This window comes from Streptomyces sp. NPDC020884 (assembly GCF_044333935.1).
Classification (GTDB): domain Bacteria; phylum Actinomycetota; class Actinomycetes; order Streptomycetales; family Streptomycetaceae; genus Streptomyces.
This window is the reverse complement of sequence record NZ_JBIRRY010000010.1, coordinates 342,681-360,090: the sequence shown is the minus strand read 5'-3', so window position 1 is coordinate 360,090 and position 17,410 is coordinate 342,681. Positions and strand designations below refer to the sequence as shown.

Sequence of the window (17,410 nt, the reverse complement as noted above, 5' to 3'; positions counted from 1 at the left end):
CCCGAAGCGGTCGCCGTAACGCTCGCGCCCGGCCTCGGGACAAGCCGTTGGTCGCCCGGGTGCGCGAAGGGCGGCATCCGATGAGCGCCGAACCGCGCCCGGCGGACCCCCCGGGCCCCGCCCCCGGCCGCCGGCCCAGTTCGCCGCCGGCCCCCGAGCGGGCGGCGGCATTCTTCAACGCCGTACGCCGACACCGCTGCGGCATCGGCAACCTCGATATCCGCGAAGGAACTGTCCCGCTCACCGGCGACGGCCTCGGGCACTTCTTCACCCAGCCCTGACCCCACCGACCCGCCGGCTCCGGCCGTCGACGCGAAGGACCACCATGCCCGGCCCCCGTCTCCCCTCCTACCAGGCCCAGCGCCCCATCCTTGTGCGCGCCCCACTCCACAGCGAGCTGCCGCTCCCACCGCTCCCCGATCTTCGGGACACCGGGCCCGCCAGCGCAGCCGCGCGGCGTGCCTGGCTCAATGAGGTGTGGGCGTTCGACGACCTCGCCGAAGCAGTCCGCCATGCCTCACCCAGCCTCGGCGGCACGATCGACGCCCTGGCCAAGGCCCGGGACGCCGATGGCGCGGACGTCCTGCGGGCGGTGAAGTCCCTGGCCGGCTACACCCTGCGGGCCGCGAACAGGGCGACCCCGTTCGGCCTGTTCGCCGGGGTCGCCGAGGGAGCATTCGGCGAACAGGCGCGAGCCGACTGGGGCACCGAGCACACCGTGGTCGCCTCTGCCGGTGCACAGTGGCTGGCCGATGTCGTCGACCAGCTCACCGAAGACCCCGACGTGCGCACCCGCGTCCGCGTCGTCGCGAACAACGGCGCCCGGGTCAGCGGCCGCCGCCTGGTGGTTCCGTGGCGCCGCCGCCGCCAGGACGAGAAGGGCACCTCGGTGCGCTCCACGTCCCTGCGCCACACCGAGGTCGTGGCTGCCCTCCTCGCCGTCACCGCGGCCCCGCTCCCGTACCAGGAAGCCGTGGGGAAGGCCGCCGCGGAGAGCGGCTGCGATGCCCGTCAGGCAGCACACGTGCTGGATCAGCTCATCCGGCAGCACGCCGTACTCACCACACTGACGCCGCCGACCACCGCGACCGACCAGCTCGGCCATCTGCGCTACGTCCTCCGGGACGCCGGGACGAAGTCGACGATGGCCAGGGGCCTGGTCGGCGCAGTGGACGACATCGGTACGGTGTTGGACCAGCACAACCGCCCCGGCTGTCAGAGGAAGCAGACCCAGACCCTGCGCGCCCGGGCGCGGAAGCAGATGCTGCCCTGGAGCCGGGCAACGGCCCAACTGGACCTCGACGTACGTATCGACGCCACCGTGACGCTACCCCGTGAGGTGGCCTGGGAGGCGCAGAAGGCTGCCGGCCTGCTGGCCCGGCTGTCCGCCGAGCCCGCCGGAACCGCCGCGTGGACCCGCTACCGGGGCCGGTTCGCCGACCGGTACGGGCCCGGGGTCCTCGTTCCCGTCGCCGACCTCCTTGACCCGGCAACGGGACTGGGCTTCCCGGAGGACTTCCACGGGACCCGCCGCGCCCCCGCGCCGGGTCTCTCCCAGCGAGACGCGGTGCTGATCGCGCACGCCCAGCAGGCAGCCGCCGAGCATCGCGATCTTGTCCTGGATGAAGCCCTCGTTAGCGAACTGAGTGACAGCCGGGTGGTGTTCGGCCCGGCGACGGTGGAATTGAAGACGTCTGTCCACGCGAGCAGCAGGCAGGACCTGGACGCGGGCCGTTTCACCTTGCTCGTCGAGCGTGTCAGCCGGGGCTGGGGCCACTTTTCCGGAGGCCGCTTCGCGACCCTCCTCGACCGCCGGTCCCCCAAGACGGCGGATGGGCTCCTCGCCACGCTCGCCGAGCGGCCCACCGCCACCCGTGGCGCGGCCCCCGTCCAGCTCGCCTACCCCGGGCTGCAGCGCAGCCACCCCGTCGTCACCACCACTCCCCGCCTGGGGCCGGACGTGATCGCCCTGTCCGAACCCCCGGCCCCCGCCGACACCACCGACCCGCCGATCGCCCTCGACGACCTCGCCGTCCTCCTCGACCGGGCCACCGACCGGCTGCATCTGGTTCGCCTCACCACCCGTCAGGTCCTCGAAGCGTTCACGCCGCACCCGCTGCAATGGGAGTTCCTCACCCCCACCATCGGACGCTTCCTGGACGAGCTCACCCGCGGCCAGGCATCCCGGGTCACCAACACCCTCGGCGTGCTCTCGCCCTGGGACTGGGGCGCCGCCCGGCTTCTGCCCCACCAGCCCCGCGTCCGCGCGGGGCGCACCATCCTCAGCCCCGCCACGTGGGACCTCCGCCACGCCGGGCTCCCCGGCCCGGATGCCTCCGATGCCCGCTGGGACGACGCGCTCCATGCCCTCCGGGACCGGTGGGCAATCCCGGACCGGGTCCACATCCAGTGGTTCGACCAGCGCCGGACTCTGGACCTGACCGACGCCGCCCACCGGGCCCTCCTGCGCGAGGAACTGGACAGGCAGCGGCCCGCCGGGCGGACCCTGCTCATCGAGGCCGAACCGGCCGACGCCTACGGGTGGTGCGACGGCCGGCCCCACGAGATCGTCATGCTGCTGTCCTCCCGCACCCAGGCGCCACCGCTCACGACCGCCCGGACCGCGCCGGTGGCCCGGCGCACCGATGTGCGCATGCCCGGGGCCTCCTCGTATGTGAGCGTGCGCCTGCACACCGGGCATGCACAGCTCCGCGCTCTGCTGACCGAACACCTCCCCGCCCTGGCAGCGGACCTGGGATCGCCGCCCTGGTGGGTCAGCCTCGATGACGAGAACCCCGGACGCGCCGAACTGACGTTCCGCATGCCCGGAACGGAAGCGGCCGCCCCGGCACTGCACAGCATCGGGCGATGGGCCCAAGACCTGACCTGTGTCGGGGCTCTCAACGACCTCTCCTTCATCCCCTACCGGAGCCGGCCCGGAATCTGGGGGGAGGGAACGGTGCTGACCGCGGCGGAGGATGTCCTGGCAGCGGACACGGCGTGCGTGCTCCACCAGCACGCCCACGTGAGCGGCATCGATCCGCTCAGCCTCGCCGCCCTCAACGCTCTCGCCCTGACCGTCGGCTTCACCGGCAGTGCCAAGGCCGGTATCGCCTGGATCGGTGCCCGGCCGAAGCCGTCATCGACCCAGCCGCTGGACCGGGAGCTCGACCAAACCACCCGGGAACGGGCACGCTCGCGGCCCTACCTGGCCGCCGTGGCTGATCTGACCGGCGGGCGGGCACTGACTGAGCATCACTGGCCGCGGCGTGAGCAGGCTCTCGCCGCATACGCCGCCCAGCTCGGCAGCTCCGGCCACTGGCCGGACACCGCACTGAACCAGCTGCTGCAAGCGCACCTCCGGCTCGCCCTGCACAGTCCCGCCGACCGGGCGACCGCCTGGCGCCTGGCCCGGTCCGCCGCCCGCGCACACCTCGCCACCGCAGGAGACGGGCCGCCCCGGTGAGGCGAGAACAACCAGACCCATCGCCGTGATCGAGGCGGCTCCGAGGCCGATCCGCAGCCCACGACCAGCCTGTCCCCCAGCACGTGCGGGGACTGCGGGCCGGACGAGTCCGGCCTGCGCCACACCCCACCGCACAACTGACCCACCATCCCCGAACCTCGAACAAACCGAAAGGCCCTCGTGTACCCGCCCAGCGCCACCCCACTGACCGCCATGCCCAAGACGCAGCCCGACCCGGCCTCTTCGCTCGAAAGGCACCGTGACCCCTCAGACGGTGCTGCGGCCAGGGGCGACGAACTATTCTCCTTCGCCTGGCTGGGTCTCCTGCGCTCGTCGGACGAGCGCAGGGCGGATGCGGGCACGGCGGATATGTTCGACCGGCTCGCGAAGACGGCCGCACCGGAGAACTGGGACGGTCTCGGACCGGGCACGGCCGGTTCACTCGCCGTGCTCAAGAACTACGTGGCCCGAGCCTTCGATCAGGCCCTGGCGCAGGAAGCCGTGCCCATGGACGCCGACGCCCAGCTATGCGTCTTCAACACGGGTCTCGTGTCGCCGCGCAACGAGGACATTTACGGGCTCTTTGAGGCGAACCTCATGCCTGACAAACAGCCGTGGTTCCTCAAGGGCTGGCGCACAGCCGGAGTTCACCAGCTGTCGGTATTCGCCGAACTGCCGGAACCGCCCTCGTACTCGGCAGACCCCTACGAGTACTTCTTCGACTGGAACATGCCGCTGTCCTTCTCCGCCCAGATCTTTTCCCGTGAGATATCCCGGCTGCTCCCCGGTGCCGGGCAGGAGATGCCCTACGGACTAGAGCTGGCACTCAACGCGGCAGTGACAAGTGCCCGCACCCTGGCGCAGCGGAATCCTGGCACGGCCGTCCCCATGTGGCATGCACAGAAGCGCGAGATCCAGCTGCTGTTGCCCTTGTACTTGGTGACGCCGGAGGTGCCGACCGCCGCACTCGCAATTTCTCGCGGCGATGCGTCCTACCTCGGTGTCGGAGTCCTCTCATTGGAGGACGCGTACGCAGCGGCCCGGCTTGTTGCCCGCCCGAGTGCCCGCTGGCTCGCCCTCAGGACTCAGCCGTCCTGACGCGGGCAGGGCTTCGTGCCTTCGTGCGGCTGCGAAGCACAACCGATCTGACCCGCCCGGGGACGCCCGTAGACCGCGGATACCCATGTCCGAGTGCCGATCCAGCCCGCACAGCCCGGAGCGGCAACTACGCGGTGAGAGCGGGCTCTCCGTTCCATCCCAGCTTTCTGTCTATTCGTTGGTCCAGCACCAGGAGCACAGCATCGTGAGTTCGCAGGCCACACGGGCCATATCCACGCCCTCGCCTCCGGATCAGGGCAAGCATGCGTTCGTCCTGAGCCAGGCGACACCCAGTCTTCCCGGAGTCCGGTGGGATGCACGATGGCGCCTGCCCGTGTACCGAGGGCGGCGTCTTCCTCGTGCTCTTCTCCCGTATGCGGCACGGCTGCACTCGCTGGAGTGGCTGGTCCAGGACATTCTCAACGGGCGTATGCCGCCCCCGCCCGTCGAGCGCGAGCGTCCGGCTCTGCGAGACCACCAGATCCAGCCGGTGCAGCTGATGGCACAGGCGCATGCGTCCGGGGCACCGGGCTTCCTGCTGGCCTATCCGACCGGGTCGGGCAAGACCGCCATGCTCATCAACGCCACCCTCGACCTCCCGGAGGTGAAGACCGTGCTTGTGGTGACCAAACTGGACGTGGTCCCCGCGTGGCGCAGCGCCATCAGCTACTTCGGCAGCGGCGGCAAACGGTGGGTGGTGATCCACCCCGAGCAGCTGTGGCGGCTGTTCGATCACCCCGTGCGGCAGCTCAACTCTCTGCCGGCTGACAAGGCCGCCGGGTACGCGGCCGAGGGAGGTATTCCGCGCGTCCGGTTCGACGCCGTCATCGTGGACGAGTCGCACATGATGGTCTCCCCCGACTCCGTGCGCTCCCGCCTGATCGAACGTCTCGTCCTGCCCGATCGCGTGACCGGGAACCGCCCGTGGTTCGCGCGCGCCTCGGCCTCCCCCTTCTCCAGCCCGGAGGAAACGGGCTACGTGAGCGATCTGCTGGCCCACGTCGCGGAAGTTCCGGCGCCGGGCCGGCTGAGCATGGCCGAGCACAGGACGTGGCTGCAGAAGCACTTCGGCTTCGCGTTGAACACCGGGCAGGACGGGCGGTGGGACCACAGCCTGAGCGGGACCGACGTGAAGAGCATCGAGTCGCTCCTGTTCTCCGGGGCGGTGGGCACAGCCGCGACCGCCGAGCAGATCGGCCTTCCCACGCTGACACGGGAACTGCGCCCGGTCGAGCTGTCCCCGGAGGACATGGACCGCTACGAAGTCGCATGGACTAGCTTCCGTGCTCTGCACGGGCTGGACGTCGGCGACGGCACCGTCGACGACACGTCCCCCGCTCTGCGCCAGGTGCAGAAGGCGTCGCTGCTCAAGGCTCCGAAGGTCGCCGAGATCGTGGCCGGGCTGGTGGAGGACGGCTACCAGGTGGTGGTCCCCGCCTGGTATCTCGACAACGTCTCCGCCCTTTCCCGCCTCACCGCGGCGGCCCTGGCCGCGCGCGGACTGCCGGACCGGGTCGTGGAGATCACCGGGTCCGCGCGAGGGCTGCGGGAGATGAAGCGACAGGCGTTCCAGGCGGGGCAGGCCCTCGTCGCGGTCGTCAACTCACTGGAGGGCATCAACCTGCACGCGGGTGAACGCGGTGGCGCGGGCAAGGGCAAGGACGCCACGAAGACACCCCGGGCCTGCGTGATCGCCGACGTCCTGACCGGCGGGAAGAAGAGCCTGCAGGCGGAGGGACGCACACAGCGGGACGGGGAGCGGTCGCTGACGCTGTACGTCTACGCCGAGGGGACCACCGAGCAGCAGTGGCTGGCCCGGATGCTGCGCGCCACGGCCGGAACACAGGCCCTGGTCCAGTCCCCCGCGGAAGCTCAGGCTCTGCAGGATCTGGCGGACCAGCTGTCCGTCCAGCAGGAGGAGGCGGAGCACCAGTGACGGCCTCCGCTGCCACCGCGGCGTTCCGCCCGTCCGCGAGCCTGGCCGAACTGCCCTTCATCGAGGTGGCGTACCCGTGCGGGAAGCCGGCGCTTCTGTCGCTCGCGCAGGCCCTGGAACAGGGCGACCGGGTCCGTCTCGTCACCACCGACCCCTTGTTGTGGGCGGCGACGGTGCGGCTGCTGCTCGCCGTCACCTACGCGGCAGGATCAGCGCCTTCGGGGAAGCAGCAGTACCGGCACCAGGTTCTCCACGGGCTCGACCTCGAACCCGCGGCCCGCTGGGTGCGCGCCCACGCCGGTGATCTGGACCTCTTCGATCCTCACAAGCCGCTCTTCCAGGACGGGTCGCTGCACGCGGTGGCGGAGCGACGGCCCGACGCGGCGATTCCGGTGCTTTACCTCGATGTGACCGCGGCGGTCCGGCGGCCGTTGCTCTCCGACCACCGCCATCTGCACGCCTCCGTTCCCGTGTCCGCCGCCCGCGCGGCAGGTCTGATCCTGGTCCAGCAGATGTGGTGCATGAGCGGTCGGATCACCTCCAGCGAATCCGTCTACGGCAAGGGATCCACCTTCGGGTCCCGGTCTCCAGCGTGCGGCGGGCTGGTCATCCAACCGGACGGCACCGTTTCCCAGGTGCTGAGCTGGCGGCTGATCCCTGTCCTCGGCAGAGGGCCCGGCACAGCGCACTGGACCTACACCTCACGTCCGGCGCGCGGGCAACGGCAGGCACCCGCCAGTGAGAGCGGTGCGCTGACGTGGCATCACCGGCGGATCCTGCTGCTGGCGCAGGACGAGGGCACCGTCGCGCGGGTGCTGTTCGCCCAGGGTCGGCGTCCCGGCAAGCAGGCTGCCCCTCTCACCGACCGGCCTGGCTGCCGTGACCTCCTGACGACCGAGTCGGGGGCTCCGCTGCCCGCGAGGGCGGTGACCGGCGAAGAGGACACCGCCCCGCTGCTGCACGGCTGGTGGACCGCGCCCGAGGGCAGCTGGGCACACACCGCCCGCCACGCCGCTGAAGCTCTCGGCTGTCAGCCGCCGGACGTCCGCGTCACCGGCCTGACCGTCAGCCACAAGAAGATCGACAACGTCCGCCACGTCTTCCTGCCGGGCTCGCTGCTCGGCGACTCCCGAGGGAAAAGCGCCGCCGCCCACGTCATGAACATCCGCGCCAAGGCCCCCGAACCCCGGCCAGGTTTCGGCTCCACACACCTTCACCAGGAGACTTTCATGCGCTCGTCCGACACCGAGCGGACCACCGCGCTGCTCGACGACCTCGCCCCCGGCGACCTTGGCCTGTTCGTCACGGCAGACACTCCCCGCCGCCCTGCGGAAACGGACGACCCGGTCGATGTACTGACCCGGAAGCTGGGTACCTGGGCGCGCAGCCACCATACCCGGGCGCTGATGGCTGACCTCGCCGCCTGGGCAGCCGAACCGAACCTGACCAACCCGGCCTACTCCTCGGTCAGCAGGCTCGTGCCCGAGGAACTGCACGAGGCGGCCATGCTCACCGCCGCCCTGTTCGCCGCCCACCGCCGGGCCGCCTCCAGCGCACCGGTGTACGGAAACGCGCCGATCGCCCGGCTGATGCGGGCGGGCGGTACCGGCCGCCGGCGCGGCCCCAAACACCGCGCTACCCGGGCGTCCGTGACCCTGGTCCTGGACGCCCAGTGTCTTGAGGACCTCCGGGCGCCGCTCCTGCATCTGGTCCGTGATGCCGCGAGGGGCGGTATGACGCCGGACTGGACCTGTCTCCTGCACGACCTTTCCAGCTGGGGGCCGGCCGTCCGGCAAGCGTGGCAAGCGCAGTTCTACACCGCCCGCCCTCTGCCTCCCCGCCGCGAACAGCCGGCCTCCGCTGACGAAGGACTCCTCGCCGCATGACCACGCGCGCCACCGACCTCACTCCCCGCCCACTGCCCGACCGCGGGCAGCCCACCGACGTCACCGACAGCCCCGGACCGTTCGTGGTCGTCCACTCCCTCACCTCCCTGGTCGGGATGAACCTCAACATGGACATGGACCACCTGCCCAAAACCCTCCACTACGGGGGAGCGGAACGGATCCGGGTCTCCTCCCAGTCCCTCGCCCGGGCCGCCCGCGAGTACCTGCGCACCGACGGCACACAGCAGCACGCGGGCGCCCACGCTCTCTCCACCCGGTCGCTCCCGACGGCCGTGACCCAGCAGCTGGAAGCGGAACACGGCGTCGACGCCGCAGACGCCCATCCGCTGGCGGCCCTCGTCGTGGCCGCCACCGGCCTCAGCATCAATCCGTCCAGGCCCGGCCAGACGAAGGTCATGGCCTACGTCCCGGCCGACGCCCCTGCCCGGCTGGCCCGGATCGTCATGACCCACCTGGACGACCTCGACGGCCCGCGGGAGGCCATGGAGGACACCATCGCGGAGTGGGTGGCCGCATCCCAAGGCTCAGGCACGTCCCCCGCCGGCGACGGCGACCCGGGGACCCCGCTCAGCGGCCTTCCGGGGGAACTGGTCACCGCGGCCCAGGATGTCCTGGCACCGGGGACCGTGGAGGAGATCGCCCTCTTCGGCCGCATGCTCACCGAACTCCCCAGCCCAGAAAGGCGGATCTTCTCCGCAGCCCATATCGCCCACGGCTTCGGGGCCGACCCGCTTAACCGACTCACCGACGAGTTCACAGCCCATGACGACTACCAGGAAGGCGGCGTTTTCAGCGGGTCAGGGATGCTGGGCCGCCAGTACCTCGTCTCGGGCACCCTCTACCGGCAGGCCGCACTGGACCGGCACCAGCTGCGGCAGACGCTGGCCCTCTCGGGGCGGAGCGAGGCGGACGTCGAAGCGCTGGCCCAAAGCGCCGAGCGCCGCTGGACACGCGCCATCGTCCGCAGCCTGCCCAAAGCCAGACGCTCACGCCACGGATCCGCACCCCGCCCGGCTCTCGCCGTCGTCGCGACCTGCGACGAGGCCCTGACCGCCGGCCCCGCCTTCGAGGAACCGGTCACCTCACAGCCCGCGGGGCCCCACGCCGCCGCGCGCCTGGCCGCCTACCTCCACCACCTCGGCCTTCGGCAGGGAACGGCCCTGTGGCAGCCGCCGGCCGGCGAGGCCCCTCCCGAGCTCCCGGACGTACTGACCCTGAAGGGATACTGACGTGGAAACCGTGCTGCTCCGGCTCACCGGCCCCATGCAGTCCTACGGGACCGCAGCGCACTGGGAGGAGCGCGGAACCCAGCGGCGCCCCACGAAGAGCGCGGTCATCGGCCTCATCGCCAACGCCCTCGGGCTCGCGCACGACGAGTCTCTCCACCACCTCGCCGGCATGACGTTCGCCGTGCGGGCCGACCGGCCCGGTCGGGAAATACGGGACCAGCAGACCGCCGGTGGCGGGAGTTTCCCTCCGGCCGGCGAGAACACCCCGGACTCGGAGAGCCGGTACGGCGCGCCGCGCGACCCGGGCCTGAACCGGGACGGGACACTGCGCCCCTCCCGGCAGAAACGCAGCCGCGATCCCGTCCTGATCACCAAGCACTACCTTGAAGACGCAGGATTCCTTGCCGGGCTCAGCACCGACGACGCAACTCTCGCCGCCGCCATCGACGGCGCACTGCGCCGGCCCGCCCGGGCGCTCTTCCTCGGCCGGCACTGCTGTCCGCCCGCACACAGCGTCGCCCACGGGATCACCCCGTACGGCCCGGGCCAATGGCCCGGCCGTGTCCCCCTGCTGCCCGAAGCCACCGCGGCCGAGCCCACCGTGTGGACTGAAGCGCAGCAGCCGGCCGCCGGTGCACGGCCCAGTCCCGAGAACCCCCTCCAGTTCTCCACCCGCACCCACACCACCCTGTTCCTGCAGACCTCGACCGTCCTGCCACCTGCTCCGGAGCCCTCCCGATGACCATCCGCCCCGCGGCCACTTTCACCACACTCAGGTCCGCACTCACCCTCACTCCGCGCGAACAGGAACGCTGCAACAACGTGCACCGCCTCCATGCGCTGGTCCTCTCCGGATTCCCCCTCCCCGCCCCGACCGGAACCGCTCCCACGCTCCGCCGGGAGAACGTGCTGTATGCCGCACACCGCGGTGATCCCCTGACCGACCGGCAGCACCGACTCCTGGCCGCGCCGCCCGAACGCGTCCTCGTACAGGCCCCCGTCCAGCCCGACTGGCAACCACTGATCAACGACGGCCGCCTCACCAGAGCGGACGTGTTCCCGGTCGAACACCTCCTGCACGCCGGTGAGTACATCGCCATCAGGGTCACCGCCAACCCTGTGCTGAGGAACCTCGAAACCGGAAAACGACTCAGTCTCACCGCGCCGCACGACGCCACAGACTGGATGCACCGCCACTTAACGCGCATCGGACTGGACACGGCCCCTGGCGACATCACAACGAGCCAGCGAGTCCGTCTCACCGGAACCCGCAGAGGCAAACCCATCACCGTGATCTGCAGGGACACGGCCGCCCGCAGCCGCGTTCGCGACCCCGAACTCCTCGTACACGCCCTGACCACCGGCATCGGCCCGGCAAAGGCCTACGGCTGCGGCCTGCTGCGCATTCACCTCACCGAACAGAACGAGCAAGACAAGATCGCGGTTCTCGTCTAGGGTCGATCGCGAAGAGCATCGGCCCTCCCTTCCTCACATGCGTGAGGCTGCACCACGCGCAGGGAGATCAAGACCGGCCTTACCGCCAACTCCCCACAGTGGTGGGGCAGCCGAGCTTCTTCTCAATCTTCGCCTCCCGGGCTCATTCCCCGTTCTAAGACCGTCGCGACGCACACACTTCCTCCCTCTCCTCACCGTTGTGAGGCTGCACCTTTCGCAGGGAGCTCCGGACCGCCGTGACATCTGACTCCCCACAACAGTGGGGCACGGGCGCGGAGGCAACCTCTCAGCGCCCCCTGCTTCGGCCTTCCGGTTCCCGATGCGTACGCATGCACCAGAGCCGGAAGGCTGGGGGCAGGAATCCGGGGCGATGGCGGTCGGTGAGCAAGCGCCGTTGGCCAGTGCAAGACGGCGGGTGAGCGGCACGTTTCCAAGATATGCCGGTCCACGCAGCCGCAACTGAATCATCCGGTGTGGCCGGCCCTGAACACGACTGCACGCGACCGGAAACTCCGGGCCGTGAAGGTCGTCGCTTGTTCACCCCTCCCATGCCCCTTCCCTGACCGCTTTCCCATAGAGAAGGACCATGACCATTCAGCCACCGACACACCCGCGACGAGCCTCCAGGTTTCTCACTTCTGTCCTCAACGGTCTCTTACGCGCGTATGACCACCCTGCCATGCAGATCATGGCCGGCCGCTGGCCCCGGACACGCCCCTCTGCCTCTCCTTACGCGCAGTTCGACGCACCCGCTCGACCTGTGAGTGGTGAACACGTGAGCCGGGTGCCGGGCACGGTGAACGGAGCCCAGGAATGACGATCACGCCGACGGATGGCCCGGATGAACCCGGCAGTCAGCGCCCTGGTGCTCTTGCCGCTTCGGCGGGTCCCAAGTCTGTCGGCGTCTTCTTCGCCGAACTCGTCCGCCGTGCCCTCCACTTCCTCCTTTGTGTGCATGACCACCCTGACATGAAGCTCATAGGCCGGCTGCTGGCCCTGGAACCGCCCCTTTACCTCCACTACGCGCAGTTCGGCGTACCCGATCAGCCCACGGGTGGCGAACACATCAACTGGGTGCCGGACGTGGCGGACGGAGCCCAGGAATGACGACGACGCCGGAGAAGCCCCGGCTCAGCGGGCGGCGGCAACCGGCCACCGACGGCCCGGTCACCCTCGGTCTGCTGGCCGCTGTTCTGGTCTCACGGTCCGGTCGCGTGGCCCACCTGTGCTCCAGGCCGACAGCGACGCGGCCGAACGACCTGTACCAGGCCGACTCCGGGGCCCGCGCGCTCCTGGTGGACAAGTCCACGGAGACAGTCAAGAACGCGTACCTCTACCGGCGGCTGGGGGGCGGGTCGATCGCCCAGTGCGTCGCCTGCCCCACCCGGGAGAGACTGCCGTGGGACGGCCCGGGCGAGGGCGAGGCGTCGTCATGACCGTGCCGGCGGCCGGACCCTGGCAAGGCGGAAGCCCGACGGTGTGCACGACGAACAACACGGTGCGGGACTCGTCCGTGGGCATCAGCATCCAGGCGGGCAGCGTCACCGGGCTCACCTTCAACACCGCCTCCCCAGAACCGCCCCCGCCGCCCCGGCAGCTGCCCGTACCGCCCGTCTGGTGGGTCGACCGGGATGCCGACCTCACGCTGCTGCACCGGCGGGCCGGCAGTCCCGACCCCTCGCCCGGCGTTCGGGTGATCGCCGTGCACGGCCCCGCCGGGTCAGGCACCACCGCCCTCGCCACCCGTTTCCTCCACGAGCTTCACACCCACCATCCCGGAGGACAGCTGTACGTGGATATGAGGGCCGGAGAACCGGACGGTCCACTGCCCGCCGGTAAGGCTCTGGGACAGCTCCTGCGATCGGTGCGCCCCGGCCCGCTGCCCGTCGCCCCCCAGGAGCGGGCGACGTGGTGGCGATCGGTGACCGCGGACCGGGCCCCGGTGTGCCTGCTGCTCGACAACGCCGCCCACGCCGTGGACGTCCGCGCCTGCCTGCCCGCCGGCAGCGGTCACCTGGTCCTGGTCACCAGCCGCGAGCCGCTGCCCGAACTCGACGCCGACGGGGCCTACTTTCACCAGGTCGGGCCCTTGCCCCCTGATGCCGCCCGGCGGTATCTGACCAGCCGCGCGGGAGAAGAGCGGTTTCGAGCCGAGCCCCGCGCGGCCTCCGAGCTGGTCCGCCTGGCAGCCGGGCTGCCCGCAGCCCTGTCCCTGACCGCTGCCCAACTCTCCCTCCACCCGCAACGGGCCCTGTCCGTCCTCGTGCAGGCCCTGAACGGCAGCCGGCTCCGCCCCACCCCGGCGCAGTCCGCCCACCACCATCCAGGAGCGATCATGACAACGCACTTCGACGCCTCGTACAAGGGACTGGACCTGGACATCGCCCAGACCTGCCGCGAGCTCAGTCGCCTCCCCGTCCACGACATCGACCCGAGCCTCGTGGCCGCGATCCGGACGATCGCCCCCGAGGACGCCAGCAGCCACCTCACCGCCCTTGCCGACGCCGGGCTGCTGGACAGGCTGGGATCGACCGAACTGCGCGGCCCCGTCTACCGGTTCTCCTCTCCAAGCCTCCGTGAGCGGGCCTTCGAACTCGCACACAGCACCGACACCGACACCGAAGACCAGGAAGTCCTCGGCCGGGCCCTGGGGTGGGCTCTCGCCGCCGCCGCGGCGGCCGACTCTCTGGCCACCGACAGCCACTACCGCACCCTCGGCATCAACCCCGGCGACCTGCCCCACACCCCGCAGCACCCTGTTCTCCACGCTGATGCCGACTCCGCGCTCGGCTGGCTGACCGCGCAGAGTGAGAATCTCCTCGCCCTGGCCAGGGCCGCCTCCCGGAGCGGCCTGGACACCTACGTCTGGCGGCTCGTCTACAGCATGTGGCCCTGGTGGCGGGCCGCGAGCCGCACCGACGAGTGGATCGAACTTCACGACCTCGCCCTCGGCGCGGCAGGCCGCGACCCTGGTGCCGGCGAACTCGTGGAGCTGAATCTGATGAACACCTACGGCCTGGGCCTGCGCGACGCCAATGACCCGATCGCCGTGCACACGTTCACGCGGGTGCGGGAGATGGCGGTCCGGGCAGGCCACGCGCTCGGCGAGGCACAGGCACTGTACGAGCTGGGCGCCACCCACCTGCAGAGGGGGGACGCCGAGGAGGCGGTACCGCTCCTGGAGTGGGCGCGGCGCATCCGCGTGGAGAAGGGCTACGGGCGGGGGGTGGCACTGGCCGACATCCTTCTCGGCCAGGCCGCTCTGCGGCTGGCCCCTGCCGATACCGGTCAGGCGCTGCGCCGGTTCCGGGACGCGCGAGAAGCGCTGGTCGGAGTCGATCCCCACGATGCCGCCCGGGCCCTGGCCTGGCAGGGCCGCACCCAGATTCAGGCAGAGGGTCTACCGGCGGGCGAGAGCACCCTGCGCACCGCCGTGCAGGAGTTCCTGGACGCACGCTCCCCGTACCAGGCCGCTCGGAGCCTGGAGTGGCTCGGCAACGCCGCCGAGGACGACGGGCGTATCACCAAGGCCCGTACCGCGTACTCCCAGGCCCTGACCTACTACCTGGCACAGAACGGCTCCGACGCCGACCGTGTCCGCGACCGACTCGCGCGCCTCGGCTGACCCTCGGCCGGCCTGATCGCCCGGGCCGGCGCGCCCCGACCGAGACAACCGACGGAGGAAAACCCCGTGTACGTGATACGCGAGATGCTGCCGGACGACCAGCCCGCCGCCGAGCGGCTGTGGGCGCGGCGTGTCAGCTGGGCCCGAATGCGCGGCATCGGCCCGATCCGCACTGCCCCGCTTGCCGCTGCCAGCGCGGCGCCGCTGCCGATCGTTCTCACGTGCGACGGCACGGTCGTCGCTCTGGCGACTCTCTCCTTCCCGGTAGATCTCGGCGGCGCCGACCAGGCGCAAGGCGGGGAGCAGAACCTGTACCTGGAGCGGCTGGTGACCGACCCGGACATGCCCATGCCCGAGGCCGGCTCGCTGAGCTGGATCATCACCACGGTGATCAGCGACGTGGCAGCCCGGAACGGCTACGACTGGGTGCATATGCGGGTCATGCCGGCCCGTCTGACCGCGCATCTGCGGACCCGGCTCGCGTGGAAGCTCGACGCCACGGAGCGCCGCGACGGTGTCACTGTTCACCTTCTACGCCGCCCCGCCGAGCGCAGTGACGCCATACGCGCCCTCGTCCCCACCCGGGCCATGGCGGACGTCGACCGGGGCATGCCCCCCTCTGTCTCCCTTCTCGAGGCCGTTTTCCCGCCCTCCAGCCGGGCGCTCCCACCCGTGCTCGCTCGGCACCCTGCCGGAAGGACTCCGTGAACAAGAAGAACGTGCCGGCTCTGACGGAGCTGGAGCGGTCGCTCCACCGGCACCTGGTCGACGGGGGAAACCTCGGCGGGATCGGCCCGGCCCTCGGCATGTCGCAGAGAAAAGCCAACCTCCTCTACACCGACATGTGCGACCTGCTGGGCTCTCCCCGCAACCCTGCTGCGCTGGTCGCCATCTGCTACGCGACCGAGGCGGTTCAGCCCCCCGGCCTGCTGGATCCATCGGACATCGCCTTGCCTCAAGAAGAGCGGGACCTGCTTTTGCTGTTCGCGATCGGCCTGGGCGCAGGCGAGATGGCAGCACGGCTGGACCGCAAGCAGTGGAAGGTGAACGAACAGGCCAAGGAAGTCCTCGACAACCTGCAGGCGAGGACCCGGGCCCAGGCCGTTCATGTCGCCTGGCAGTACGGGATCGTGACCGGACGTGCGATCAGAGAATGGCTGGAGACGGGCGAGGCAGGAGGCATCGGGACCACCGCTCAGCTGTCCGGGCTGGGCCCAGTCTTGTACATACAGACGCGGGAGGGGGAGGTCGCCGACACTCCGCAGTCACTGTGCGCGGCGCGCGGCCCCGCCGAGGCGATGGCACTCCTGTCGTACTGGGACCAGGCCGCCGACGACCGCGACAAGCGGGGTGCACTGTGGGCCCGGGCCTCGGAAGTCCTGAGCCGGAGCGGCCGCCCGGTCGGGCGGCCCGTCCAGGGCGTACACCCGGCCCGCCAGCCCGACACAATGCGACGCCAGCGGTGCAGGGTCTGCTTCGGTCACGCGCGCCTGGAGATCCCCCGCAAGCCCGGCTACCTGTACTTGGTGACCGACAACGAGCGCCGCCCTCACGGCGTTTACCGAACCTCCGAGCCACCCGTATGCATCCACCACGCTCTGCTGTGCGCGGATACCGAACCGCGCCTCCAGAGCGGGCACACCGCGCTTCTGGTCACCTCCTCGACCGAATCCGGCGTCCTCGGCACGCGCTACGTGCCACTCGGCGACAGCGCCAACGTCGCCGCAGTCAGCAACAGTCAGGGCTTTCACCCCTACGCCGACAGGGAACGAATGCGCTGGGTACTGGCCTCTCAGCTCGTCCGCGACCTCACGGCGTACAAGATCATCGACCTCCGTCGGCTGATCCGCGCGACCTTCCCCACACCACCGGCTCCCACGTCCCGCGCCCCTGGGCCGTAGAGCCCTCCTTCCTCACGCGAGACCCGCAACAGCTTCTTCGACCTGGTCGCCAGCCCGCGAGCCGCCTCCTTCCACGCCACCTGACGCACGCACCTCGCGGCACCCGAGCAGGCTTCTGCACTCGTGCACGCTGATCCTCTTCAACGACAGGACCGCTGAGCCCATGAGCAACAGTCAAGCGATCGACGACCGGGCAGATGACAACGGGCACTTCTCGCTTCGCAACGCGGACAACACGTGCGGGATCGGCGCCTACCGCAGCGACCTACTGGCAACGTACATGCGATGGGAGCACGATCCCGCCTCCATGATCGGCTTCGGGCAGCGAGTCCCCATCTCCGCTGAGCGGCGTCAGAAATGGTTGGAGCACCAGCTCAGCAACGAGTCCATGAGCCGGTTCACCGTCTACGACCTGACCGCCGGCACTCCGACACCCGCCGGATTCACCGTTCTCACCCAGGCCGCTGACGGTCTGAGCGCCGAGTACGAATTGCTCATCGCCCCCGAGGCCCGCGGCAGGGGCCTCGCCAAGGAAGCGACGCTCCTCACCGTCGACTACGGGTTCCATGTCGGCTCCCTGCGCACCATTTGGTTACGCGCCGCCGCTCGGAACGCCGCCGCCCTCGCGGTTTACCAGCGGTGCGGGTTCCAGGAGGGAGGCCGGCTGCGGCAGACCCGCCTGTGGCTCGGGGAGCCGTGCGACGAGGTGTTCATGGACATCCAGATCGGAGAACCGCCGCGTCCCTCGGTAATCCGCGTGTGCCCGTCCGTCCTCGGCCCCCCGTAAGCCCGG

14 protein-coding genes are annotated in these 17,410 nt (G+C 70.6%); all 14 read left to right on the top strand.

The annotated features are described in order from the left end of the window. The first annotated feature begins 80 nt into the window (after positions 1 to 80). The 14 genes from ACH4UK_RS29430 to ACH4UK_RS29365 all read left to right on the top strand — a co-directional run bounded on the left by ACH4UK_RS29430 (position 81) and on the right by ACH4UK_RS29365 (position 17,404). The gene (locus tag ACH4UK_RS29430; protein ID WP_398361111.1) at positions 81 to 281 is read left to right on the top strand and encodes a hypothetical protein; all 201 of its coding nucleotides are present in this window, start codon (positions 81 to 83) and stop codon (positions 279 to 281) included. A 44-nt stretch (positions 282 to 325) separates the two neighbouring features. Then, complete coding sequence (locus ACH4UK_RS29425) at positions 326 to 3,466, top strand: lantibiotic dehydratase (protein WP_398361109.1); 3,141 nt, start codon at positions 326 to 328, stop codon at positions 3,464 to 3,466. Positions 3,467 to 3,679: 213 nt separating this feature from the next. Next, positions 3,680 to 4,564, top strand: coding sequence for a DUF3825 domain-containing protein (locus ACH4UK_RS29420; protein WP_398361107.1), 885 nt, complete (start codon positions 3,680 to 3,682; stop codon positions 4,562 to 4,564). 430 nt (positions 4,565 to 4,994) lie between these two features. Then, a complete protein-coding gene (locus ACH4UK_RS29415) occupies positions 4,995 to 6,500 on the top strand; it encodes a DEAD/DEAH box helicase family protein (RefSeq protein ID WP_398361106.1) in 1,506 nt (501 codons plus the stop codon). After that, the gene (locus ACH4UK_RS29410) at positions 6,497 to 8,386 is read left to right on the top strand and encodes a type I-E CRISPR-associated protein Cse1/CasA (protein ID WP_398361104.1); all 1,890 of its coding nucleotides are present in this window, start codon (positions 6,497 to 6,499) and stop codon (positions 8,384 to 8,386) included. The genes ACH4UK_RS29415 and ACH4UK_RS29410 overlap by 4 nt, the downstream gene beginning before the upstream one ends. Continuing rightward, the gene (locus ACH4UK_RS29405) at positions 8,383 to 9,636 is read left to right on the top strand and encodes a type I-E CRISPR-associated protein Cas7/Cse4/CasC (RefSeq protein ID WP_398361102.1); all 1,254 of its coding nucleotides are present in this window, start codon (positions 8,383 to 8,385) and stop codon (positions 9,634 to 9,636) included. Before ACH4UK_RS29410 ends, ACH4UK_RS29405 begins: the two co-directional genes overlap by 4 nt. 1 nt (position 9,637) lies before the next feature. Next, a complete protein-coding gene (gene cas5e, locus ACH4UK_RS29400; protein ID WP_398361100.1) occupies positions 9,638 to 10,378 on the top strand; it encodes a type I-E CRISPR-associated protein Cas5/CasD in 741 nt (246 codons plus the stop codon). Next, positions 10,375 to 11,091 (top strand): type I-E CRISPR-associated protein Cas6/Cse3/CasE, encoded by a 717-nt coding sequence (locus ACH4UK_RS29395; protein WP_398361098.1) that lies wholly within the window; start codon positions 10,375 to 10,377, stop codon positions 11,089 to 11,091. Before cas5e ends, ACH4UK_RS29395 begins: the two co-directional genes overlap by 4 nt. Positions 11,092 to 11,904: 813 nt before the next feature. Then, entirely contained in the window at positions 11,905 to 12,198 is a 294-nt protein-coding gene (locus ACH4UK_RS29390) for a hypothetical protein (RefSeq protein WP_398361096.1), read from the top strand. After that, complete coding sequence (locus ACH4UK_RS29385) at positions 12,195 to 12,527, top strand: hypothetical protein (RefSeq protein WP_398361095.1); 333 nt, start codon at positions 12,195 to 12,197, stop codon at positions 12,525 to 12,527. The genes ACH4UK_RS29390 and ACH4UK_RS29385 overlap by 4 nt, the downstream gene beginning before the upstream one ends. Continuing rightward, complete coding sequence (locus ACH4UK_RS29380) at positions 12,524 to 14,716, top strand: hypothetical protein (RefSeq protein ID WP_398361093.1); 2,193 nt, start codon at positions 12,524 to 12,526, stop codon at positions 14,714 to 14,716. The genes ACH4UK_RS29385 and ACH4UK_RS29380 overlap by 4 nt, the downstream gene beginning before the upstream one ends. A gap of 66 nt (positions 14,717 to 14,782) precedes the next feature. Then, a complete protein-coding gene (locus ACH4UK_RS29375; protein ID WP_398361091.1) occupies positions 14,783 to 15,424 on the top strand; it encodes a hypothetical protein in 642 nt (213 codons plus the stop codon). Further along, on the top strand, positions 15,421 to 16,617 hold the full coding sequence (locus ACH4UK_RS29370) for a hypothetical protein (protein ID WP_398361090.1): 1,197 nt from the start codon (positions 15,421 to 15,423) through the stop codon (positions 16,615 to 16,617). Before ACH4UK_RS29375 ends, ACH4UK_RS29370 begins: the two co-directional genes overlap by 4 nt. A gap of 163 nt (positions 16,618 to 16,780) precedes the next feature. Beyond that, on the top strand, positions 16,781 to 17,404 hold the full coding sequence (locus ACH4UK_RS29365; RefSeq protein ID WP_398361088.1) for a GNAT family N-acetyltransferase: 624 nt from the start codon (positions 16,781 to 16,783) through the stop codon (positions 17,402 to 17,404). Positions 17,405 to 17,410 lie beyond the last annotated feature (6 nt).